The organism is Acinetobacter sp. MD2 (assembly GCF_035615575.1).
Classification (GTDB): domain Bacteria; phylum Pseudomonadota; class Gammaproteobacteria; order Pseudomonadales; family Moraxellaceae; genus Acinetobacter.
Genome location: NZ_VTDK01000001.1, coordinates 199594 through 223010, shown reverse-complemented (window position 1 = coordinate 223010; position 23417 = coordinate 199594). Strand labels below are relative to the sequence as shown.

The window sequence follows — 23417 nt, the reverse complement described above, 5'->3', positions numbered from 1 at the left end:
ATTGCTTGATAATATCATCACTATACAAAGTACTCACCCGCTCACTAAATCAGCAAATCTACTGTGCTTAGTGTAAAAAACTCTTAGAATTTACCCCAAAGCGATTGAAATTATTTTTCCCTATGACTCTGCAAATAAAAAACCTGCACAGTGGCAGGTTTTTTAACACCGTAAATAACTTAAACGGTTGCAGCTTTCTTCATTTGAGCATTCTTACGAATGGTAATCATCACCAATTGCACTGCCGCAGGGGTTACGCCCGGAATACGATTGGCTTGTGCCAAGGTTTCAGGACGAATGTCTTTCAGCTTCAAGGTAATTTCACGTGATAAACCTGAAACTGCATCATAATCAAAGTCAGCAGGGATACGCGTTTCTTCTAGACGCTTCATTTGCGCCACATCTTCATGCTGACGGTTAATATAACCTTCGTATTTCACCGCAATTTCAATTTGCTCACCCACTTGCTCAGATACTTGCGAGTTGGTTAATGCTGCAATTTGGCTAAAGTTAATGTTTGGACGCTTTAACAAATCAACCGCGCTACACTCTTTGCTTAAATCTGCACCTGTCATTTCTACAAACTGCTTACCCATTGGGTTATTTGGTGCAGCCCACAAATGTTTTAAACGACCCAATTCGGTTTCTACGGCTTCCATTTTTTCACAATATGCCACCCAACGTGCATCATCGACCAAGCCCATTTCACGCCCAACTGTTGTTAAGCGTTGATCGGCATTGTCTTCACGCAACATCAAACGGTATTCCGCACGTGAAGTAAACATACGATACGGTTCTTTCGTACCAAGCGTAATTAAATCGTCAACCAACACGCCCAAATACGCTTCATCACGTTTTGGTGTCCATTGCTCTTGATCCCACGCACGGCGAGCCGCATTTAAGCCCGCAAGCAAACCTTGTGCGCCCGCTTCTTCATAACCCGTTGTACCGTTAATTTGACCAGCAAAATACAAGTTATTAATGGCTTTGGTTTCTAAGGTAAATTTCAAGGCTTGCGGATTAAAATAATCATACTCAATCGCATAACCTGGACGTAAAATATGTGCATTTTCCATACCACGAATTGAACGCACCAACTCAAACTGCACATCAAATGGTAAAGAAGTCGAAATACCATTTGGATAAAGCTCATGAGTATCCAAACCTTCTGGCTCTAAGAATACTTGATGCGAATCTTTGTCAGCAAAACGATGAATTTTATCTTCAATTGATGGGCAATAACGTGGACCAACACCTTCAATCACCCCCGTATACATCGGTGAACGATCTAAGCCACCACGAATAATATCGTGGGTTTTTTCATTAGTATGCGTGATATAACAGCTGACTTGTTCAGGATGCATAGACGCATCGCCCATAAATGACATCACTGGCGATGGAAAGTCGCCTGGCTGTGCGGTCATCACAGAGAAATCAACCGAACGCGCATCAATACGAGGTGGTGTTCCCGTCTTTAAACGACCAACAGGTAAATTTAGTTCGCGTAAACGATGCGCCAAAGCAATTGATGGTGGATCGCCTGCACGACCACCGCTCGATTTTTCTAAACCAACGTGAATCACACCACCTAAGAAAGTCCCTGTGGTAAGTACTACTGTTTTGGCATCAAAACGAATGCCCATTTGAGTCACAACGCCCTTTACGGTATCGCCATCTACAATTAAGTCATCTGCCGCTTGTTGGAAAATATCCAAATTGGCTTGGTTTTCTAAGGTTTCACGAATAGCCGCTTTATAACGCACGCGGTCAGCTTGGGCACGTGTTGCACGAACTGCCGCACCTTTACGTGAATTTAAAATACGAAATTGAATACCGCCTTTGTCAGCAGCCAATGCCATTGCACCACCCAAAGCATCAATTTCACGCACCAAATGCGACTTGCCAATTCCACCAATTGCAGGGTTGCAGCTCATCTGCCCTAAAGTCTCAATGTTATGAGTCAAAAGCAAGGTCTGTCGCCCCATACGCGCAGCAGCAAGTGCCGCTTCGGTACCTGCGTGACCGCCCCCAATTACAATAACATCGTACACTTTAGGATAATGCATAATCTTTTCAGTCTAAACTAATAAAAACGACCCAAAATTATAGCAGAAATTACAAATCGGATATAGAAAATAAAGCCTAAAAATTACAACAACTTAAATGCAAATTTAATTCAGACCACATTAAAGATTCACCCACTATAGCAAATGATGCTCAATTACCTACAATTTGCATCTTTTCATCTCAGAACCCTCTTATCATTTTTTCAGCCATAGTGAAATTTCCATCTTTTATAGCTTCAACCTAAACACAAGTTTATCTGAAATTACTTTTTATGATTTTGATTTGCAAAAGATCATTTTAGAAGATCTATATAAATTTCAGGTGGAGTAAAAATTAAAATCCAACTTATTTAATCCACTTAAAAACAAAATTTTTATTATTCCGAGCATTTTAGTCAAATTTAAAAATGAAATTCCGAGTATTTTACTCATATTAATTTATGTAAATTCATATCATTTTACTTGGTTTTATTTTAGAATAAATAACATTCAAAATAAACAATAAGACATTGTTTTAAAAGAAAATAAATATTTTTTATTTTATCTATATTTTATTGTTTATTTTTATTATTTTTTGTTCGATAATAATTTAACAAATGATTATAGGCTTATTAAAAATGAGCTTAAAAAACAAAACTCCCAATCAAAAACTAGTGAGAGAAATTGCAATTATTCTCGTTATTAAAATTGCAATTTTAATGCTCATTAAATCGATTTGGTTCAATGCACCAACCATTCCTCAAGATTTTGACACCCAAACTGCCCAACACATTTCGGGCAATCCACCTGAAACTAAGGAGACACGTTGATGATTTCTGAAAGCGTGGTCGATCTTTCGCGTTTGCAATTTGCAATGACCGCGATGTATCACTTTTTATTTGTTCCACTCACCCTTGGTTTGGCGTTTTTACTTGCCATTATGGAAACCACCTACGTGATTTCTGGCAAAGAAATTTATAAGGATATGACCAAATTTTGGGGCAAACTATTTGGGATTAATTTTGCACTTGGCGTCACCACAGGTCTAACCATGGAATTCCAATTTGGAACTAACTGGGCCTACTATTCTCACTACGTAGGTGACATTTTTGGTGCACCGCTTGCCATTGAAGGACTTATGGCATTCTTCCTTGAATCCACCTTTGTTGGCTTATTCTTCTTTGGATGGGATCGACTTTCCCGCGGGCAACATTTAGCTGTGACATGGTTGGTTGCCATTGGCTCAAATATGTCTGCGCTTTGGATTTTAGTCGCAAATGGTTGGATGCAAAACCCAGTTGGTGCTGCATTTAACTTTGAAACCATGCGTATGGAACTGACCGACTTCGGTGCACTTATTTTTAACCCTGTTGCTCAAGTGAAGTTTGTACATACTGTTTCGGCAGGTTATGTCACAGGTGCCATTTTTGTTTTAGCCATTTCAAGCTACTACTTACTCAAAAAACGTGATTTACCGTTTGCACGCCGCTCTTTTGCTATTGCCGCAATTTTTGGTCTTGCATCGACGTTATCGGTCATTTTACTCGGTGATGAATCTGGCTATGAAATTGGCGATGTACAAAAAACCAAATTAGCAGCCATTGAAGCCGAGTGGAATACCGAACCTGCACCTGCAAGCTTTACCTTATTTGGTATCCCTAATCAGCAAGAAATGCGTACAGATTACGCCATTAAAATTCCTTATGCTTTAGGCTTAATTGCAACACGATCAACCGATGGACAAGTCACAGGCATTAAAGATTTAATGCATCAGCACGAAGGACGTATTCGGAATGGGATGGTCGCTTATCGTCAACTTGAACAACTTCGTGCAGGCGATCGTACACCTGAACTTTTAGCTGCCTTCAAAGAAAGCCAAAAAGATTTAGGCTATGGTTTATTGCTGAAAAAATACAATAACGATGTCACAACCGCGTCTGATGAACAAATTCAATCAGCAGTCAAAGACAGCATTCCAAATGTAAAAGCATTGTTCTTTAGCTTCCGTGCCATGGTCGTTGCAGGGTTTTTAATGCTGTTGCTATTTATTTTAACCGCATGGTCTGTTGCAAAACGTAATGCTGAAGAAAAACCGTGGCTACTTAAATTTGCATTATTTTCATTGCCATTACCTTGGATTGCCGCACAAACAGGTTGGTATGTAGCAGAAGGCGGCCGTCAGCCGTGGACCATTGGTGAAGTATTACCAACGCATTTATCTGCCTCGACTTTAAGTGCAACCGATTTAGGTGGATCCATCCTCGCTTTGGTGGTGTTCTACACCGCGCTTCTGATTATTGAAATGTATTTAATGATTAAATTTGCACGCCTTGGCCCAAGTTCATTACATACAGGCAAATATCATTTCGAAAAAAATGCGCCACAACTACATGATTCTTCTGTTGGAGAGCCTCAGTCATGATTGAATACGAACTATTAAAAATCATTTGGTGGATATTGGTGGGTGTATTGCTAATTGGCTTTGCACTTACCGATGGGTTCGACATGGGTTCGATGGCCATTATGCCTTTTGTGGGTAAAACCGATAACGAACGCCGCGCTGCTATCAACACCATCGCCCCTCACTGGGATGGCAACCAAGTCTGGTTTATTACCGCAGGCGGCGCACTATTTGCAGCATGGCCCATGGTTTATGCTGTGGCCTTCTCAGGGATGTATTGGGCAATGCTCTTAGTCCTCTTTGCACTGTTCTTACGCCCTGTTGGTTTTGACTATCGCTCTAAACTTGAAAACACACAATGGCGTACCGCTTGGGATTGGGCTTTATGTATAGGCGGTGCAGTACCTGCACTGGTCTTTGGTGTCGCTTTTGGTAACTTGTTCCAAGGTGTTCCATTTCAATTTGATGACACCTTACGCTCAACCTACACAGGCAGCTTCTTTGCACTGCTTAATCCATTTGCATTAATTTGCGGTATTGTCAGTTTATCTATGCTTTCGGCACATGGCGGCGCATGGTTAATGCTACGCACCGACAGCATTTTACGCAAGCGTTCAGCCAAAGCAACGCAGTTAATGGGACTTGTATTTTTAGTCTGTTTCCTTGCGGCAGGCGCTTGGCTATATTTCGGATCAATTCATGGCTATAGCTTGGCTGAACCTGTGGCAACCAATGCTGCAATCAATCCACTTACCAAACATGTTGTGACCAATGCCAATGCGGGTTGGATGAATAACTATTCAACCTACCCCATCACTATGCTTGCGCCGATTATTGCCGTTCTAGGCGGTATCATTACGATTTTCTCCGCAGGTTCAAATAAAGCCGGCTTAAGTTTCACAGGCACCAGTTTAAGTATTGTGGGTGCGATTTTAACAGCGGGCTTTGCCTTATTTCCCTTCCTGCTTCCATCAAGCATAGACCCAACATCAAGCCTTACTATGTGGGATGCAGTATCAAGCCATAAAACCCTTGGTGTAATGACCGTTGCTGCTTGTATTTTTGTCCCTCTAATTTTGTGTTACACCACATGGTGCTACTACAAAATGTGGGGCGTAATCAGCAACAAACATATCGAAACCCACTCACATAGCTTGTACTAACACAGGAGCATTAAAAATGTGGTATTTTGCTTGGATTCTTGGCATTTTAATGGCTTGTTTTGCTGGTGTACTCAGTGCGTTATATATCGAACATCATCAAAATTTAGATGAGGAATAACCCCATGGCAGATGCAATGACAACACCTCAAAGCAAAGAGACGATGCGGATGTTCATTATGATCACCTCCTTTACGTTGGCATTGCCTCTTGCTGCTATTTTAATGATTTATCCATCCCTTATGTTAGATGCCAATGGGCATTATAGTCATCCGCTGTTAATGCTTGTGATGCTTGGGATTTCAGGTGGATTCATTTATGGCGTTGGCTTTAAACCACAATTTTGGCTATGGAAATGGTTATTTAGTCCATTTATTTCTTGGCCACTCATGGGACTCGGTTATTTTATTTGGTTATCTTAAATTTATATCGGTCTTACAAAAACAAAAAAACCAGCAAATGCTGGTTTTTTTGAAACTTCAAATTATGCAAACGTTTTGAAGCGTTGCTCATCTGCCATATAAGTTTTTTCTGATGCAGGTGCTTCAATTGAACCAAACACCAATTGTGCACGGAGTTTCCAAGAGGCTGGCACATCAAAAGTCTGTGCAACCTCTGCATCAACAATCGGATTATAATGCTGTAATGACGCACCAATTCCTTGTTCAGACAATGCCGTCCACACCGCAAACTGTGCAATCGCTGTTGAATGTTCTGACCAAACAGGAAAATTATCTGCATACGCTGCAAATTTTTCTTGCAAGCCTTGAATCACTGCTTGGTCTTCATAAAACAATACCGTACCTTTCCCCGCAGCAAAGCTTGCCATTTTAGCTTCTGTTGAAGCAAAAGCTTCGGCAGGTACTAACTTACGCAGTGTTTCTCGTACAATCGACCAAAAGTTTTGGTGTGCTTGATCAAATAAAATCACAGCGCGTGATGACTGTGAGTTAAATGACGATGGACTTTGACGAACAACTTGCTTAATCAACGCTTCAATTTGGTCATTTGACAATGCAACTTGGTTACCAATAGCATAAATCGTACGGCGTTTTTCAATTTGATCAATAAAAGACATCAGATAACTCCTAAAATATATTGGAATATAAGTTTTGATATTGTGCAGTGTATGATTTTATAAAAAACAGACAAAGTCTATTTAACTTAACACAGTGTTCTATTTTTAGAATTATTTTAGATTGTGAAGATTTGCAACTCACTATAGATTAGCTACATAATGCTTCACACCCTTTTTATTTCTCTTCCTTGAAGAGAAATAAAAAGCATTCGTGAATGTCATTAAAATCCCCTTTGCTATGAAGGAGATTTTAATTGTATCTTAGAAAAAACTTTTATTTATCTGTTTCAAACAACGCAGCTACAAATGATTTAGCCGAGAATGGACGTAGATCATCAATTTTCTCACCCACACCAATAAAGCGAATCGGTACATGTGTACGACTTGCAATATTAAACAGTACACCGCCTTTAGCTGTACCATCTAACTTGGTAATGGTAATCCCTGTTAAACCAACAGCTTGGTCAAACTCTTGCACCTGATTAATTGCATTTTGCCCTGTTCCTGCATCGACCACTAACATAATTTCATGCGGTGCAGTGGCGTCAATTTTTTGCATCACACGTTTAACTTTTTTCAACTCTTCCATTAAGTTACTTTTGTTATGTAAACGCCCTGCGGTATCAGCAATTAATACATCCACACCTTTGGCACGCGCACTTTCAAATGCATCAAAAATTACCGATGCACTGTCTGCTCCATGCCCTTGTGCAACAACGGGGATATTATTACGTTCACCCCAAATTTGTAATTGTTCAGTCGCAGCAGCACGGAACGTATCCCCCGCAGCTAACATCACTTTTTTACCTTCACCCTGCAAACGTTTCGCAAGCTTACCAATAGTGGTGGTTTTACCCACACCATTTACACCAACCATTAAAATTACATACGGGTTTTTATGACTGTCGATGTGTAATGGCTTGACACGCGGTGCAAGCAAAGTGACTAATTCTTCTTGTAAAGCTTTATAAAGTGCATGTGAATAAATTAAATCACCACGCGCAGTACGCTCGGTTAAATTCGTAATAATCGTTTTAGTGGCTTCAACACCAATATCTGCTACCAAAAGTTGTTCTTCAACTTCTTCTAATAGTTCATCATCAATTTCTTTACCACCAATTAAGATATTCACCATCCCATCGGCAAAGCTTTTACGGGTTTTGGTCAAACCCTCTTTCATACGCCCAAAAAAACCTTTTTTCGGTTGTTCTGCTTCGGATTCAGCCACACGAACAGGTGCTACATTTTGCTCTATAATCGGAACATTCACAGCAGCTAAACTTGGTAACGTTACATCATCGTCACCAATTTCTGCATCAATCAAAAGTTTTGTTTGCCCGTGTGTGTTGTGTTGCATGCTAATCCTTCAAAAAACATCGCATTAAAATAAAATTTTAACATAAATTAATTGTGTTTACTGCTGATAAGCAGATCTATGGCTTATCGTACACGGCGCTGTGGATCTAAAGCTGGATATTGCTGAATACCCTGTTGCTCATACTGAAATGCGCGAAGCAAACGGAAATATTGCTGTTTATTAATTGCTGATTGTTCAAGCAAAGATTTTGCTAAACTTTGTGTTTGAGGATACTGCCCCATTAAGGAAAATTGTTGAATTTGAATATACTGTGCCGACTGAATGGGTGACAGCAATAAAACATAAGCAAATGAAAAAACACCAACAATTATAAAAACAACCAAATAATGCACAAAATAAGCAAAAGAAAACTTTGCCTTAAATAAATTTAAATGCTCTATTACTTTAAACATGATCAACCTCGATTCGAGTTCAGTATAGTTGATCATGCTTAAACTACAACATCAAAATGTATCTACACCCTTATAAGACACTCGAAAAATATCGGTATAGACTTAATAAGAGGTGATGTGATGAACAAATGCGAAATATAGCATTGCCGCAATCATCGCTAGAACAACAACAAAAAGAAACACATTAACCCGCTGTTCGGCATGTGGTGGATGAATGGGATCATCAATTGCAGACTCATATAATGCCTGATTATACACATCATAAAAATAGTGCTGTTCAGACAATGTTAAATTGTGGGTAAATGCCGCAATTTTCGCCCGATGCAACAGCCCTAAATTCCCAATATGCTGATCTTCATGGTAAATCGCTTCACCAAGTTGCTGTCGGTGCAATGCAGCAAGCGCTCGAATAGTCTCAGAACTTAGCGGATGTGAGAACTCTAAACCATCAATTATTGTCATCATCTTTTTACTCCTTGTTCTATTTTTATCTCAATATTTTAATTAAAAACCGCCCTAAGTAATGTTTAATCATGTAAACTATAAATAACTTGAAAATTTGGTCTTTATCCCCATATCTAGATTGACTTCACGTTTAAACTGTAATAATACTTAAATATCATTCAGTTATTTTAGACTTACTTCAGATGAAGTTATATTGTAATCATAATTAAAATAAGGAGCTTTATATGATTCAACAATTTTCTCAACACGACTTAGAGCATGTATATTCAAGTGCTGTAAATACAATTCAATCACAAATGAATTTTGCTGATGCTGTAATTGATTTAGAAAACGTAGCACGTGCAGGACATGGCAAAGCAGCATTGTTTCTCGCAGAACTTTATTATCAAGGTTTTCGTGTAGAACGAGACAGCTTAAAGGCACAATATTGGCAGAGTTTAGCCACGATGACCGCCTAATCAAACGTCACTTTGTGGCGTTTTTTAATGCCTATTTTTCACCTTGTGCGTACATATTTTTTTCATTTTCTGACTTGCAAAACCATACATTTCGTTCCAAGCTAAATAAAACAAAAAATAAGGATTGCCACATTATGACCAGTGTAGCCCAAGTCATTCAACAGAAAAAAGATCCCTCAGTTTATACCATTTCCCCCACTGCTTCAATTGTCGATGCCGTTAACCTCATGGCAAGCAAAGATATTGGTGCGGTAATTGTAACAAATGAAGGAAAAATGGTCGGTATTTTGTCCGAACGTGATTGCGCACGAAAAGTGATTATTCACAGCCTAATTGCTGAAGAAACCTTGGTTCAAGAGATTATGACCGCCAATGTGATTAGTGTTCACTTAAACAATACGGTTGAAGAATGTCTTACTTTAATGACTAACCGACATTTACGACACTTACCCGTTTTAGACCAAGGTCACCTTGTCGGATTAGTCGCAATTGGCGACCTTGTCAAAGCCACCATTGAAGACCAACACAACCTCATTCAACAACTTCAACACTATATTTCCAGCTAAACATGAACTAAAAAACAAGTGCGATCACGCACTTGTTTTTCACCTTTCTTTATTTTGCCAAATGTCGAATCATGTCATCTAAACCACTTAAAGTCAGTGGATACATGTGCTGCTCAAAAATTTGCTGAATCTGACCAATGGTTTGGGTATATTGCCAATGTTCCTGTAACTCAGGATTCAACCATGCTGTCTTGCTAAAATGCTGCTGTATCCGCTGCAACCAAACTCGTCCAGCTTCATCACTCATATATTCAACCGAACCACCAGCGACATTTAATTCGTAAGTTGCCATGCTCGCATCTCCGACAATAATCACCCGATAATCTTGTCCATATTTATGCAAAATATCCCAAGTCGACATCTTACTGTCTTGGCGGCGTTGATTGTCCTTCCATAACATTTCATAAATACAATTATGAAAATAAAAATAGTCTAAGCTTTTAAATTGCTGTTTTGCCGCAGAGAATAGCTGCTCACATTGCTGAATATGCGCATCCATCGAACCGCCCACATCAAACAACATCAAAACCTTAATGCCATTTCTACGCTCGGCAACCATCTGAATATCTAACACGCCTTTTTGTGCCGTTTTTTGAATAGTTTGCTGAATATCTAGCTCTTGTGGCATGCCTTGGCGGGCAAATTTACGCAAACGGCGTAATGCCATTTGCATTTGTCGTGTTCCAAGAACATGGTCGGCATCTAAATTTTGATATTGACGCTGCCCCCATACTTTAACTGCACTGCGTTTACGGCTTGGCCCACCAACCCGAATTCCTTGCGGATGATCACCATAAGCACCAAATGGCGATGTACCACCTGTGCCAATCATTTTATTACCACCTTGATGCTTTTTGTGTTGTTCCTGCAAACGTTGCTCAAGTTGTTGCAATAGCTCAGCTAAAGACCCCGCTTGACTTAATTCAGCACGCTGTTCGGCAGTCAAATTTTTCTCAAGCAGCTCCAAATCAAGCCAATCTTTCGGAATTTTATCTAATTGATCAAGCAGGTTATCAATTTCTACGTCCGATAACTGTTGCATATATGCCTGAAATGCGCGGTCAAACTTATCAAAGTAGCGCTCATCCTTAACCATAATCAGGCGTGACAATTGATAAAATTGCGTCATATCTGCAAAAGCTAAATGATGTGCAACCGCAGCATTTAAATCCAACAATTCTTGCGTGCTAACAGGCACACCAAATTTTCGTAAGGTATAAAAAAATCGAATAAACATTCAACACCTCAGCGGCGTGACATAAAGGCTAAACGCTCTAGCAATTGTAAATCTTGCTCATTTTTAATTAAAGCACCATACAACGGCGGCAAAGCAGCTTGCGGATTGGCATGTTGTAATTGTTGTTCAGCCAATTCATCAGCCATCAATAAACTTAACCAATCAATCAATTCTGAAGTAGACGGCGGTTTTTTTAAATTTGGGATGCTGCGCAGTTTAAAAAACACCGCTAAGGCATGTTGTACCAAGTCATAAGCGATATTGGGGAAATGTGCAGATACAATGTGTTGCATGGTTTCGGCATCAGGGAAATCGATATAATGAAAAAAACAACGTCTTAAAAAAGCATCGGGCAATTCTTTTTCATTATTTGAACTGATAATTACAATGGGACGCTCGACAGCCTGTATCGTTTCATCAGTTTCATACACATAAAACGACATTTTATCGAGTTCATGTAACAAGTCGTTTGGAAATTCAATATCCGCTTTATCAATTTCATCAATCAATAACACACAGCGTTCAGCACTTTGAAATGCTTCCCACAACTTGCCGGGTCGAATGTAATTTTTAATGTCATAAACCCGATCATCGCCCAATTGGCTGTCGCGCAATCGAGAAACTGCATCGTATTCGTATAAGCCTTGTTGGGCTTTAGTGGTTGATTTCACATGCCAAGTAATCAACTTCAGCCCAAGGCTTTGTGCCACCTGTTCTGCCAATAAAGTCTTACCTGTTCCAGGCTCACCCTTAATTAACAGTGGCTTTTGCAAAAAAATTGCTGCATTTACAGCAAGTTGTAAAGCTTCGGTTGCAATATATTGTTCAGTTCCCTGAAAAGACATGGTATTGGCAGACATGTAGGCCCCTCATTGATCAATGAAATTTACAGTGGGGCACTCTTTTTAGTGATGACTTTCACCTGACGACTTTTCCATTTGCTCCAACAAAAGCCCACCACACAGCCCAAACCGATGACAAATAAAATTGAACCTAAATTCAGCTCAATCAACTGCTTGTCATGGGTCAAGATTCCAAATAATAAGCCGAAAATAGCAGGAGCTAGCGAGGCATTATGACCATCGGACACCGTAGGTGTTGCAATACAAGCAAAAGCAAGTAAAGTCGAAACAAAACAAAAACGTGGATAAGGCTTAGTCATTGAATACCAAGCCCATAACACCAACACTGCACCAATCACATACACGCTCACAGCAAGTGTCGCCTCAGGAACAACATCCAAAACCGATCCAATGTTATGAAAGAAGCCTGTTGTATTAAGCACCGCGTAATCCTTCTGGTTCTACTGCATTTGGATTAATTAATCCTTCTGGCGGCATTTGCATGAAAAAGCCTTTGGTCTGTAATGAATCCATCACATGTAACACACTTACGCGTGCTAATTTACGTGCTTCGCTAAGCTCCAAATGCATCACAAAGGTTGGTTTACCAAATGCCAACATGACTGCTTCAGGCACTTTTTCAAATGGATCTGCATGTTCTTGGGCAGATGTTGCCACATATAAATACATTTCGTCTTTTTTGCTAGAACGGTAAATATCACAATGCATAAAAACAGCACCCTTGGTTGAAAGCATATAAGAAATTAAAATCTGTCGATAGCGCTGTTGATTGACGCATCAGTCGTAAATAACATCGCTGTCGACATAATTGTAGATTGCCAATACCTGCTATATATGTAATACACAGAGTCTAATATTGGACTTTCATTTGCGCTGACAAATTCGCCACATCGTGTTGTAATATATTCAGCAACGGACGTGTGACCCACTCATAACGCCAACCGAGCAAATAAGGTGAAAATTGCGTTTCTGATTTCTGAAACACCACATGATGATATAGTTCATTTAACCATTTTTTACGCATCAAAATATCTTTCGGAATCGACAATTGCATCGCTGTCGCTTCAACATGCGCCTCGACACGTGCCGCAATTTCAGGCGTCACATGCTTGATTGGTCGTGAAATCGGCAATGGCCAATACTCTTTTTCAGGCAAGAATTTTAATAAATCTAAAATAGTTTTACCATATTCACGAATAATATTTGGTCTAATTTGCTTAATTGCCGACAATTGAAAATGGTTTTTCGGATTTTTTTCCACCAAATCAATCATCGTCGCATTTTTTAAGATAAAGCTACGTGGCAGGTTTAAGACTTTAACCAACTGCTCACGCCAAGCGCCAAGCTGTTGTAATTGCATGAGCTGACGGCGTGAATGGCGATAATGCCCAACATCTAAATATAAACATTCGGTTGGGGTTTCTTGCGCAATTTCTTGGGTTAAGCTCACACAATCTTCTAAGACAAAATCGAGTAATTTTTTTTGTTTTAATTCTTGCTGTAAAGTATGTGACAACTGTTGTAGATAAATAACATCATTCGCAGCATAACACATTTGTTCTGTCGTTAAAGGACGCGCCAACCAGTTAGAACGGGTTTGGTCTTTTTCAATTTCAATGCCTAATACATGTTTCAGCGCATTTTGGTAACTGACTTGTAAACCATAACCTAAAAAAGACATGGCAACCTGTGTATCAAATACATTATTCAGTTGTTTCACTTTGGCATAATGATAAATTAAATCAATATCTTCACTACATGCATGAAACATATTCTGCTTGGCATTACAAATTTTTTGCCAAAATGGCATTAAATCTAAAGCGACACCATCAAGTAAATAAACTTGATTGGCTACATTAATTTGAAACACGCCAAGTTTCGGCCAAAATGTATCGACTTTAATGAATTCACTATCGAGTGCATAAATATCACTCTGATTCATGATCTCCAAAACAGTATTTAATTGGTGTTGATCTTGAATAAATTGATACATGGGAAGTGCAAATGCTTGACGCATTACTCATATTTTAATGGCTAATGAGATATCAAACTGCTCATCTTAAGCAAATTGATTGTGATTCACTTATCATCACCATGTGATAAATGTCGTTCTGTGCAAATTATCTATCAAAAACTATTTTTTTGACATCTTTAAATGCATTTTTATTGTTTTTGCCGCTCAAGCTGATAATTTTTACTCAATTTCAAGCTTATTTTAATTGCATTCGATTATGTACTGCCTGACTTAAGGTATGGCTATCGACATATTCAAGTTCCCCCCCTTGTGGCACGCCTTGTGCAATTCGGGTCATTTTTAAAGCTAAATGCTTGCACGATTCGAGTAAATAATGTGCCGTTGCTTGTCCTTCTACAGTCGCATTGGTGGCAATAATCACCTCTTGAACCATGTGTTGATTTAAACGTGCAACCAAAGCAGGAATACCAATTTCTTCAGGCCCAATGCCATCTAACGGCGATAAGTGCCCACCTAAAACGTGGTATTTACCTTTAAAACTGCCACTTTGTTCAATCGCCATGACATCAGCAGGAGATTCCACCACGCAAAGCAATTGTTCGTCACGTTCATTCGATGCACAAATGGCACAAATATCATGTTCAGTTAATGAATTACAGATTTGGCAGGCATGAATATAATTGGCAGCTTCATGTAAAGCTTGCGCTAAGAATACCGCACCTTCACGATTTTTCATCACCAAATGCAATGCCATGCGCTGAGCCGACTTTGGCCCAACGCTTGGCAACACACGCAGTGCTTGGACAAGTTCTTCAAAACGTTGACTAAACACAGTGTAATAACCTTAGAATAAACCTGAAAGACCTGGTGGTAAACCAGTGCCAGCATTCGCGGCCTTCATGGTTTCATCGGTAATCGCTTCTGCTTGGCGTGCAGCATCGTTCATTGCTGCGGCAATTAAATCTTCAATCATATCTGCTTCGTCTTGCAACAATTCAGGATTGATTTCAATACGTTTCACCACATGACGGCACGTCATTGTCACTTTCACTAAACCACCACCTGCTTCTGCATGCACTTCAGTTTCTGCAAGTTGTGCTTTCGCCTTTTTAACATTGGCTTCCATATCTTTTTGCATACGCTGTGCTTGTTGCATCAACATATTAATATTCATTTAATCTCTCCAAAAGTTAAATCAGATCAAGTCCGCGTGAAAGGTCTGCGATAATATCACGGATATCCTCTAGACCAACAGAAACACGGATTAATCCTTCACCAATTCCTGCTGCAATTTTCGCATCGGGTGATAATTTACCGTGTGTAGTTGTTGCAGGATGAGTAATGGTTGATTTTGCATCGCCTAAATTGCCAGTAATCGAAATAAATTGGGTACTATCGATGACTTTCCATGCAGCTTCACGGCCGCCTGCCACTTCAAAAGACACAATCCCACCAAAACCTGACTGCTGCTTTTTCGCAAGTTCATGCCCAATATGGTGAGGTAAGCCTGCATAATAGACTTTGTCCACTTTTTCATGGCTATTTAACCATTCTGCAAGAATTTGTGCATTGCGTGAATGTTCATTCATTCTTAAACGCAATGTTTCTAGACCTTTTAAGAACACCCATGCATTAAATGGACTCATTGATGGGCCAAGTGTACGCACAACACCAAACACTTCTTCTAACAGTTGATGCCCACCAACCACAGCACCACCCAAAGTCCGCCCTTGCCCATCAATATATTTGGTCGCCGAGTACACCACCAAATCTGCACCAAGTTGCAATGGTTTTTGCAATACAGGCGTACATAAGGTGTTATCTACCGCAAGCAAGGCATTATTGGCATGGGCAATTTCTGCTAAAGCAGGAATATCGGCAATTACTGCTAACGGGTTTGATGGCGACTCAATAAACAATAATTTAGTGGTCGAACGAATTGCCGCCTTCCATGCAGCCAAGTCGGTTAAATCAACAAAATCAACTGCAACTCCAAACTTAGCAATATAGCGTTCAAACAAGCCTACAGTTGAGCCAAAGACATCTCTTGAGCAAATGACATGATCGCCTGCTTTTAAATAGGCCATTGCAATCGCCAAAATCGCACCCATGCCCGAACCCGTTGCCACAGCACGTTCTGCACCTTCTAAAGCTGCAAGACGTTTTTCAAACATGGCGACCGTTGGATTGGTAAAGCGTGAATAAATATTGCCTGCTTCTTTGCCCTGAAATTTATTGGCAGCTTCTTCGGCATTTGCATACACAAAAGATGAGGTTAAAAAAATAGGTTCATCATGCTCGCCTTCAAAGGTACGGGTATGACCTGAACGAATCGCTAACGTATCTAATTGGTATGGCACATCATCATGTTGGCTCATGGGTCGCTCGAATGATATAAATAAAGAATTGGCAACATTTTGAGCGCCGAACGCCAATAAGGTCAAGCCTTAATATTAAAGAACAGTACAATTTTAAGGCAATAGCATTTAGGTGCAATAAGCCGAGTTCAAATACAGATAAGCTTATGAAAAATAATGATAAGCATAATTAAAATTAAAGTGGAAATTTAAGATTTAAAGATGAATAAATGATCTTTTATACCAATAAAAATGGAGAAATAATGAGGATAACTTACAATTGTGAGCGCTTTAGACATTGCATTTTTCCCCATGAGCCGCCATATTAGAAATTGTGTAATTTACATATCTTGTTACACAAGAGGATAAATATGAAAACCGTTCTAAGTATAAGTTTTGCCAGTCTGATTGGTTTTATAGGTGTTTCTAGTGCTTATGCAGCATCGACTGAATGTCAGAAACTTGAAGATGATTACAACTTAATTTATGCAGCCAAAGGCTATTGTTTTAGCGATGCCGCTGCAAAAGCTAAATATGGCAATCAAAATTGCTTTACCACCAAACCAAAATTTTCAGACAAAGAGCAACAACGCCTTGACCAAATTAAGGCAAATCAGAAAGAATTAAACTGTAAATAAGTTTAATTTCAAGGATTTTCTAAAATGGCATACGATGACCAAAATATTTTTGCAAAAATTTTACGTGGTGAAATTCCTGCAATTAAAGTTTATGAAGATGAACGTGTTCTTGCGTTTATGGATATCATGCCTCAAGCTGATGGTCACACGCTGGTCATTCCAAAAGCAAAAGCAGTCACGTTGCTCGACTTGAGCGCTGAAGATGCATCTTATACCATCCAAATTGTACAAAAAATTGCGCGCGCCATTGAAACAGCTTTAGATGCTAAGGGTATTGTTTTAATGCAACTTTCAGGTGAAGCGGCAGGTCAAACTGTACCACATGTTCACTTCCATTTGGTCCCAAGCTCAATTCAAGCCATGCGTAATCACGCGGCCCAAATGGGTGATATGGAACAAATTAAAGCCAATGCAGAGAAAATTAAAGCGGCAATTGAGGCTTAAATAACAGCGCTTTATGCAAAAAAAACCTGATCCATGATCAGGTTTTTTATTGCACTCAAGCCAAATACTTTTATTTCAAAAATTGTGAAGCTAAATTCATCACTTTTTGGATGTCAAGATTTGCCGCGCTCGTATCGGTTTGCTCACCCTGTGGTGTTAAGCGATCAATCACTTGCGGAATCAAACTTGCAATTGCTGCATACACATCTTGCGGTTGGCTTTGCGTCTGATCAGCAACATTTTTAACCTCTTCATGATTAAATAATGACTGGATTTTATCGACCACAGCAGTTTGATTTTCCTGATTTGGATCAATCCAACTTTGAACATGTTCGGCTAAACCACTATTACGCAGTTGATCCAAAGCACCACTTAAGCCGCCTTGTTGTTGAATCCAATTTAAAATTAAAGGAATCACCGCAACCAATAAAGCAGATGAACCCGTACTTTGAGCGGTATTCCCTGTCAATTGCCCCAGCACAGAACCTAAAATCCCACCACTCGAACCTGTATTTTGATTTTGTCCAGTCAATTGACCAAAGACATTACCAAGCACACCGCCTAAGCCACCACCATTCGAATTTTGCTGACCTGATAATGCTTGAGCTGCTAATTGCTCAACTAATTTAGTTAAATCCGACATGTATATCTCTCTATATTTGATTATCACATCAAAATATAACGCTTTAATTTAACAAAAGTGTTTAGATTTAGTATTTAAATGATTTACTTATACCCACGAAGATTTTTTCATATCAACTTTGGCTTATCTGAAAACCTATCTAGTCCCAAATATCCTCTAACTTTTGTTTTACCATCTAAATTTATTCCAATTTTCAGGGTTTGCCCAGAACTTAGAATTAAACCAATCTGGCACATGCTTATAGGTTAAAATATTAAATTGCCATAAGCTTAAATCGGCCTCGGGTTGCGTTTGATCTAAAATTTGGGTTAAACCCAACGCACGCATTAATTGCGTATCAGACTGTAAACAAACCACAATCAACCGTTTTGCAAATAAATCACGCAGTCGAACCAACAGTTGTGTTTTATGAATTTCAGTGACATTTTCAACCCGATCCAACAACACCACCGCTAAGTCATAACGCTGGCTAAAAGGCAGACTTAGTAATTCAGATACGTTAAAATGCTGCCATTGAATTGTGTTTACCAACGTAAAAGGTGCGAGGTTCTCACCAATACACAATCCAGTTTGAATCTGCTGTTCCTGACATAAATCGTCTAGCATAGAAGTGATGACATGATGTTCTGCCATGAAACTGCACCTTTAAAATTGTAAGAGAGAAATTTTGTATGGAATTACAAGGCATTTGCCATAAAATGCATGCCAGTTTAGCCAACTTAAGTGTAACCGAACACAAGACCCAAAAGGCAGATGTTGAATATCAATTTACGTTAGATGCGTCAATCGTTCATTTACCCATCCAAGTTGGGCAAGAGGTTGAAATTGAATGGACAGGGCAAATCTATTGCACCTCTTGTGGCACTAAGACTCCTAAATCTTACTCTCAAGGTCATTGCTTTAAGTGCTTTAAAACTAAAGCGTCTTGTGACCTGTGTATTATGAAGCCTGAAACCTGTCATTATCATTTAGGTACCTGCCGCGAAGAAAGCTTTGCCAAAAATGTTTGTTTTCAGCCACACATTGTCTATTTAGCCAATTCTAGCGCGCTGAAAATTGGGATTACGCGTTTAGGCCAAATGCCAACCCGTTGGCTCGACCAAGGTGCAACCCAAGCATTACCAATTATGCAAGTAGGTTCACGCAGACTTTCAGGACAACTTGAAACCATGTTTGCCGAACAATTGGCAGATAAAACCGATTGGCGCAAGTTATTAAAAGGTGAAGCTGAACCGCTCAATTTAACTGAAATTCGTAATGAAATTCTGACTGAGTTCACGCCTAAAATTCAGAAAATCCGCGATGAATTTAGCCAAAATTTAGATTTTTCCGAAGGAATAGAAATTCTAGAACATGAACAAATGCGTGAATTTGTATACCCTGTTGATTTATACCCAGAAAAAATTAAATCTCATAATTTAGATAAAACCCCAACCATTCGTGGCAAGCTACAAGGCATTAAAGGGCAATATCTTATTATGGATTCAGGTGTGATTAATATCCGTAAATATACAGGTTATCAACTCATTATTCGTACCGAATAAACACAATAGACGTTCTTCCCCAATGTAGTTTTCTTCTATATCAAAGAAGAAAAAAGATTTATGCAATGAGTTTAATAATGCTGTCAATTTAGGCAGCATTATTCGGCTTTCATTCAGCAGGCACTGTACCAATTAAGTTTAAAATAGCATGTACAGGGTCTTCGGTATCACCCGAAATGAGCTGTTTATGCATTGAAATATGCTGCATACTTTGAATTTTTGCTTGCTCAAGCTGCATCAATTTTTCAATTTCGGCAGCCAATTTTTCAGGTGTTGCCTGACTTTGTACCAATTCGGTAATAACCTTTTTCCCTGCAATAATATTGGGTAACGAATAATAGGGAATTTTTACCAAGAATTTCACAATTTGGTATGTTAACCAATGCAGCTTATAAAATGTGACCATTGGGCGATGCAGCAACATTGCTTCCAAAGTTGCCGTCCCCGATGCCAAAGCCACAATGTCACTGGCTTGCATCACCATACGACCAATTTTAGACTCAGTATATTGGTTTTCCAATATATGAACTTTGTGCTGAAAACTCTCAGGATAGTCTTGTAAAATTTGCGCAATTTGCTGCTGCCGTTGTGAATTAATTGCAGGCACCAAAAACTGATAATTTGGATATTTTTTTGCCAGAATTTGCCCCGCAGAAAATACCAATGGCGCAAGTCGCTCAACTTCACTGCGGCGACTACCCGGCAACAAGGCAATATATTGCCCCGCTTCATCTAAATTTAACGCTTGTCTTGCCTGTAAGATATCGTGCTGTAACGGTAATTGCTTCGCCAGCGGATGCCCAACAAAAATTGCAGGGACTTGGTATTTTTGATAAAAGGCTTTTTCAAAAGGAAATAAGCACATTACCAAATCAATATTTTGCTTAATGCCATAGACTCGTTTTTGTCGCCACGCCCAAACCGATGGACTAACGTACTGTACAGTTTTAATCGGCAATTGTTGTTGCTTAATTTTTTTCGACACTCTTAAATTAAAATCGGGTGCATCAATACCAATAAAAATATCGACAGGCTGTTTCGTCCAACGCTCAATCAATCCATCTCTGACTGCAAATAATTGTTTTAAATCTTTTAAAACTTCAACAATACCCATTACGGCTAACGTTTCCATAGGATATAAACTGTTAAAGCCAGCAGCAATCATTTGCGGGCCGCCAATTCCTTCAAATTCGACATCTATGCCTAAATCGTGAAAACGTTGCATGAGTTCAGCGCCTAAGGTATCTCCTGAAACCTCCCCCACAACAATGCCTATTTTTAATTTACGATTTTGCAAAAGAATGCCCTGTATTGATCAAAAACTTATGCTCGCTATAATAAAACAGTTCGAGATTTTCACAAAAGAATTTCAACCAAGTCAATGCACAGATCATTTTCTTTAAGTTTATTTTTGATCAATACAAAAAATACATGCAAGAAAAATCAAACAATAAATTATTGATATAAATATTATTTTACAATTTTCATTCATTTTATGCTCTTCATTTTTAATCTTAGTGCTACAGATTTTTATTGGAAAAATAATTAAATAATAATAGTATTGCGAATCATTTAAATTTGCACTAAGGATTACTTGATGCGTTATCATCTTTCTGCACTGTCTTTTGCTGTACTTAGTATTATGGGAAGCACCACATCCTATGCCAATGACACAGATGGACAGCCAACTTTAGCCACCATTACAGTAAAAGCAGATACAGCACCAAGTTCAGACAGTACAAAAACGTATACGATTAAAAACAGTCAAAGTGCCACCAAACTCAATATTGATGTCAAAGAAACTCCACAAACCTTAAATGTGGTCACGCGTCAGCAAATGGATGATTTCTCTTTGCACACCACACGCGATATTTTGAACAATACCCCCGGCGTTACTGTTACAGGGCTAGAAACCAACCGTACAACCTATACTGCGCGAGGTTTTAATATCTCTAATATTTTGGTTGATGGCGTAGGATTCCCACAATTAGATGGCTATGATTATTGGAATTATGATCCTGATAGTTATTTTTATGATCGCGTAGAAGTGGTTAAAGGTGCGGATGCTTTAACCAATGCATTGGGATCTCCAGGTGCGACCATTAATTATGTACGTAAACGTCCAACCAAGGAATTCCAAGCCAATGCAGGCATCAGTTATGGTTCTTGGAATACACAACGCTATGAAGCGGATATTTCAGGTTCACTCACCCAAGATGGCCGTGTTCGTGGGCGACTGGTTGGTTTTGAAAAAACAGGAAATTCATATCTAGATCGTAATTCTGAAGAAAAAAATGGTATTCAAGGTATTTTAGAAGCAGATATAACCGATGCAACTACGGCTTCAATCGGATACTCAAAGATGCATCAATATACTAATGGTGCACAATGGGGCTCTAATCCATTATTAAAAAATGGGGTCGCGTTCAGCTATGCAACTCATTACAACTATGTACCCTCTTGGACATATTATGATTATGATATCGACAATTACTTTGCAAATGTTGAACAAAAACTTGGTGATAATTGGAAGTTAAAGCTCAGTTACGACGATAAGCGCTTTCTAAATACCAATAAAATGCTTTACATCAACACTGTAAATAATATCGATTATTTATATCCATCAATTTACAATCAAAAAATTACCAATAAAAATGCCAACATCAATGTAGATGGAAAATTTGATTTATTTGGAAAAACACATGACATTGTGATGGGTTATAATTGGGCACAATATAAAGAAAAATTTTCAAACTCTGTTTCAACAGAAATGCTTGAATATCTTAAAGATTATGATGTTACTCATTTGATTCCAACATCTATCCAGCCAAGTACCAATTATGCGGAACCTACGTGGTATCAAATTAATGATTGGACAGCGAATGGCGCATCAACTTTAAAAACAACTTATGCAACTACTCGTTTGAATATAAACGATAAACTTAAAGCCATTTTAGGCGCAAGCTATAATCAACTTGACTATACTGCATACCAAGGCGCAGAAAAATATACTAAAAATAAGTTAACCCCTTATGTGGGACTGACATATAATTTTTCACCAAATTATACCGCTTACCTCAGCTATACCTCTATTTTCTTACCTAATGGTTCAAAACTTAATACTTCAAAAAAAACAATTGGACCTAAAGAAGGTAAAAGCTATGAACTTGGTTTAAAAGCAAGTTGGTTCAATGACCGACTTACGGGATCATTTGCCGTATTTAAAACAACCCAAAATAACTACACCGTTGATAGCGGGAAATTGTTAGGCTCGGTATCTTTATTCAATGTATATAATGTTGAATCTCAAGGTATTGAAGCGAATCTTGCGGGACAAGTATCTGACAATCTTGACCTAAGTGTTGGATATAGCAAATATGCGCTGAAAAGTCGTCTAGATGGCACCGACCCAAATCCCAACTTACCGAAACAATCATTTAACCTGTTAACAACCTACACCATCCCACAAATACCAAAACTGAAAATTGGTGCAGGGCTAAAATGGCAAGACCAAATTACCGATACAAGCTATAGCACTGTAAAACAACATGCGTATACTTTGTTAAGTGCTATGGCAAGCTATGAAGTAAATGATCATCTTGCACTACAAATTAATGGCAATAATTTAACCAACAAAAAGTATTTAACAGGGTTGTCAGGTGGTCAAGGTTATTACGGTGCACCAGCCAATTACAACATTGCTGTTCAATTTAAATACTAAGTTCTACATTCACAGCTTTATTGGATTTTCTGATAATTGCTTGTTGCATCTT

The 23417-nt window shown here is 38.9% G+C and carries 27 protein-coding genes; 11 read left to right on the top strand and 16 right to left on the bottom strand.

Annotated features, from left to right (window positions below; all coding sequences use genetic code 11):
• Positions 1 to 179 precede the first annotated feature (179 nt).
• Positions 180 to 2066: a tRNA uridine-5-carboxymethylaminomethyl(34) synthesis enzyme MnmG gene (gene mnmG / locus FXN70_RS01045; protein ID WP_324645565.1), complete on the bottom strand. Its 1887-nt coding sequence runs from the start codon at positions 2064 to 2066 to the stop codon at positions 180 to 182.
• 617 nt (positions 2067 to 2683) lie between these two features.
• Here mnmG and cydP point away from each other — a divergent pair.
• From cydP to FXN70_RS01020, 5 genes are read left to right on the top strand one after another with little or no spacing between them, the layout of a single operon-like run.
• Positions 2684 to 2875 carry a cytochrome oxidase putative small subunit CydP gene (cydP, locus tag FXN70_RS01040; protein WP_324645564.1) on the top strand — a complete coding sequence of 64 codons (192 nt, stop codon included), beginning with the start codon at positions 2684 to 2686 and terminating at the stop codon, positions 2873 to 2875.
• Complete coding sequence (locus tag FXN70_RS01035; protein ID WP_324645562.1) at positions 2875 to 4467, top strand: cytochrome ubiquinol oxidase subunit I; 1593 nt, start codon at positions 2875 to 2877, stop codon at positions 4465 to 4467. The genes cydP and FXN70_RS01035 overlap by 1 nt, the downstream gene beginning before the upstream one ends.
• On the top strand, positions 4464 to 5609 hold the full coding sequence (gene cydB / locus FXN70_RS01030; protein WP_324645561.1) for a cytochrome d ubiquinol oxidase subunit II: 1146 nt from the start codon (positions 4464 to 4466) through the stop codon (positions 5607 to 5609). The genes FXN70_RS01035 and cydB overlap by 4 nt, the downstream gene beginning before the upstream one ends.
• A gap of 16 nt (positions 5610 to 5625) precedes the next feature.
• The gene (gene cydX, locus FXN70_RS01025) at positions 5626 to 5727 is read left to right on the top strand and encodes a cytochrome bd-I oxidase subunit CydX (RefSeq protein ID WP_000270276.1); all 102 of its coding nucleotides are present in this window, start codon (positions 5626 to 5628) and stop codon (positions 5725 to 5727) included.
• A gap of 4 nt (positions 5728 to 5731) precedes the next feature.
• The gene (locus FXN70_RS01020) at positions 5732 to 6028 is read left to right on the top strand and encodes a cyd operon YbgE family protein (RefSeq protein WP_324645560.1); all 297 of its coding nucleotides are present in this window, start codon (positions 5732 to 5734) and stop codon (positions 6026 to 6028) included.
• A gap of 62 nt (positions 6029 to 6090) precedes the next feature.
• On the opposite strand, the gene FXN70_RS01015 is transcribed toward FXN70_RS01020, so the two are convergent.
• The 4 genes from FXN70_RS01015 to FXN70_RS01000 form a co-directional block, all read right to left on the bottom strand.
• The gene (locus FXN70_RS01015) at positions 6091 to 6687 is read right to left on the bottom strand and encodes a nitroreductase family protein (protein ID WP_324646042.1); all 597 of its coding nucleotides are present in this window, start codon (positions 6685 to 6687) and stop codon (positions 6091 to 6093) included.
• Between the two features lie 271 nt (positions 6688 to 6958).
• Positions 6959 to 8041 carry a signal recognition particle-docking protein FtsY gene (gene ftsY, locus FXN70_RS01010; protein ID WP_324645559.1) on the bottom strand — a complete coding sequence of 361 codons (1083 nt, stop codon included), beginning with the start codon at positions 8039 to 8041 and terminating at the stop codon, positions 6959 to 6961.
• An 83-nt stretch (positions 8042 to 8124) separates the two neighbouring features.
• Positions 8125 to 8454 (bottom strand): hypothetical protein, encoded by a 330-nt coding sequence (locus FXN70_RS01005; RefSeq protein ID WP_324645558.1) that lies wholly within the window; start codon positions 8452 to 8454, stop codon positions 8125 to 8127.
• A 102-nt stretch (positions 8455 to 8556) separates the two neighbouring features.
• Positions 8557 to 8919, bottom strand: coding sequence for a hypothetical protein (locus FXN70_RS01000; protein WP_324645557.1), 363 nt, complete (start codon positions 8917 to 8919; stop codon positions 8557 to 8559).
• A 224-nt stretch (positions 8920 to 9143) separates the two neighbouring features.
• Here FXN70_RS01000 and FXN70_RS00995 point away from each other — a divergent pair, with 224 nt between their 5' ends.
• Complete coding sequence (locus tag FXN70_RS00995; RefSeq protein WP_324645556.1) at positions 9144 to 9377, top strand: hypothetical protein; 234 nt, start codon at positions 9144 to 9146, stop codon at positions 9375 to 9377.
• A 134-nt stretch (positions 9378 to 9511) separates the two neighbouring features.
• Complete coding sequence (locus FXN70_RS00990) at positions 9512 to 9943, top strand: CBS domain-containing protein (protein ID WP_324645555.1); 432 nt, start codon at positions 9512 to 9514, stop codon at positions 9941 to 9943.
• A 49-nt stretch (positions 9944 to 9992) separates the two neighbouring features.
• On the opposite strand, the gene FXN70_RS00985 is transcribed toward FXN70_RS00990, so the two are convergent.
• The 8 genes from FXN70_RS00985 to FXN70_RS00950 form a co-directional block, all read right to left on the bottom strand.
• The gene (locus FXN70_RS00985; protein ID WP_324645554.1) at positions 9993 to 11180 is read right to left on the bottom strand and encodes a vWA domain-containing protein; all 1188 of its coding nucleotides are present in this window, start codon (positions 11178 to 11180) and stop codon (positions 9993 to 9995) included.
• An 8-nt stretch (positions 11181 to 11188) separates the two neighbouring features.
• Positions 11189 to 12040 (bottom strand): MoxR family ATPase, encoded by an 852-nt coding sequence (locus FXN70_RS00980; protein WP_324645553.1) that lies wholly within the window; start codon positions 12038 to 12040, stop codon positions 11189 to 11191.
• Between the two features lie 26 nt (positions 12041 to 12066).
• The gene (locus tag FXN70_RS00975) at positions 12067 to 12465 is read right to left on the bottom strand and encodes a hypothetical protein (protein ID WP_324645552.1); all 399 of its coding nucleotides are present in this window, start codon (positions 12463 to 12465) and stop codon (positions 12067 to 12069) included.
• Positions 12458 to 12751 carry a YcgL domain-containing protein gene (locus FXN70_RS00970; RefSeq protein ID WP_324645551.1) on the bottom strand — a complete coding sequence of 98 codons (294 nt, stop codon included), beginning with the start codon at positions 12749 to 12751 and terminating at the stop codon, positions 12458 to 12460. The genes FXN70_RS00975 and FXN70_RS00970 overlap by 8 nt, the downstream gene beginning before the upstream one ends.
• A 142-nt stretch (positions 12752 to 12893) precedes the next feature.
• Positions 12894 to 14036, bottom strand: a complete 1143-nt coding sequence (locus FXN70_RS00965; RefSeq protein WP_324646041.1) for a ribonuclease D — start codon at positions 14034 to 14036, stop codon at positions 12894 to 12896.
• A gap of 217 nt (positions 14037 to 14253) precedes the next feature.
• Positions 14254 to 14850 carry a recombination mediator RecR gene (gene recR / locus FXN70_RS00960; RefSeq protein ID WP_324645550.1) on the bottom strand — a complete coding sequence of 199 codons (597 nt, stop codon included), beginning with the start codon at positions 14848 to 14850 and terminating at the stop codon, positions 14254 to 14256.
• Positions 14851 to 14862: 12 nt separating this feature from the next.
• The gene (locus tag FXN70_RS00955) at positions 14863 to 15192 is read right to left on the bottom strand and encodes a YbaB/EbfC family nucleoid-associated protein (protein ID WP_324645549.1); all 330 of its coding nucleotides are present in this window, start codon (positions 15190 to 15192) and stop codon (positions 14863 to 14865) included.
• A gap of 16 nt (positions 15193 to 15208) precedes the next feature.
• A complete protein-coding gene (locus FXN70_RS00950) occupies positions 15209 to 16396 on the bottom strand; it encodes an O-succinylhomoserine sulfhydrylase (protein WP_324645548.1) in 1188 nt (395 codons plus the stop codon).
• A 344-nt stretch (positions 16397 to 16740) separates the two neighbouring features.
• On the opposite strand from FXN70_RS00950, the gene FXN70_RS00945 reads away from it, so the two are divergent.
• Both FXN70_RS00945 and FXN70_RS00940 read left to right on the top strand, forming a co-directional pair.
• Positions 16741 to 17013 carry a YARHG domain-containing protein gene (locus FXN70_RS00945; protein ID WP_420714355.1) on the top strand — a complete coding sequence of 91 codons (273 nt, stop codon included), beginning with the start codon at positions 16741 to 16743 and terminating at the stop codon, positions 17011 to 17013.
• Positions 17014 to 17037: 24 nt separating this feature from the next.
• Positions 17038 to 17457 carry an HIT family protein gene (locus FXN70_RS00940; RefSeq protein ID WP_324645546.1) on the top strand — a complete coding sequence of 140 codons (420 nt, stop codon included), beginning with the start codon at positions 17038 to 17040 and terminating at the stop codon, positions 17455 to 17457.
• A 70-nt stretch (positions 17458 to 17527) separates the two neighbouring features.
• Here FXN70_RS00940 and FXN70_RS00935 read toward each other — a convergent pair whose 3' ends face one another.
• On the bottom strand, positions 17528 to 18100 hold the full coding sequence (locus tag FXN70_RS00935; protein WP_324645545.1) for a YidB family protein: 573 nt from the start codon (positions 18098 to 18100) through the stop codon (positions 17528 to 17530).
• 168 nt (positions 18101 to 18268) lie between these two features.
• Positions 18269 to 18733: a DUF6231 family protein gene (locus tag FXN70_RS00930; protein ID WP_324645544.1), complete on the bottom strand. Its 465-nt coding sequence runs from the start codon at positions 18731 to 18733 to the stop codon at positions 18269 to 18271.
• 38 nt (positions 18734 to 18771) lie between these two features.
• Between FXN70_RS00930 and FXN70_RS00925 the strand changes: the two genes are divergently transcribed.
• Positions 18772 to 19644: a DUF2797 domain-containing protein gene (locus FXN70_RS00925; protein WP_324645543.1), complete on the top strand. Its 873-nt coding sequence runs from the start codon at positions 18772 to 18774 to the stop codon at positions 19642 to 19644.
• A 109-nt stretch (positions 19645 to 19753) separates the two neighbouring features.
• Here FXN70_RS00925 and lpxB read toward each other — a convergent pair whose 3' ends face one another.
• Positions 19754 to 20941: a lipid-A-disaccharide synthase gene (gene lpxB, locus FXN70_RS00920; RefSeq protein WP_324645542.1), complete on the bottom strand. Its 1188-nt coding sequence runs from the start codon at positions 20939 to 20941 to the stop codon at positions 19754 to 19756.
• A gap of 300 nt (positions 20942 to 21241) precedes the next feature.
• Here lpxB and FXN70_RS00915 point away from each other — a divergent pair, with 300 nt between their 5' ends.
• Positions 21242 to 23365 (top strand): TonB-dependent siderophore receptor, encoded by a 2124-nt coding sequence (locus FXN70_RS00915; protein ID WP_324645541.1) that lies wholly within the window; start codon positions 21242 to 21244, stop codon positions 23363 to 23365.
• The last annotated feature ends 52 nt before the right edge of the window (positions 23366 to 23417 follow it).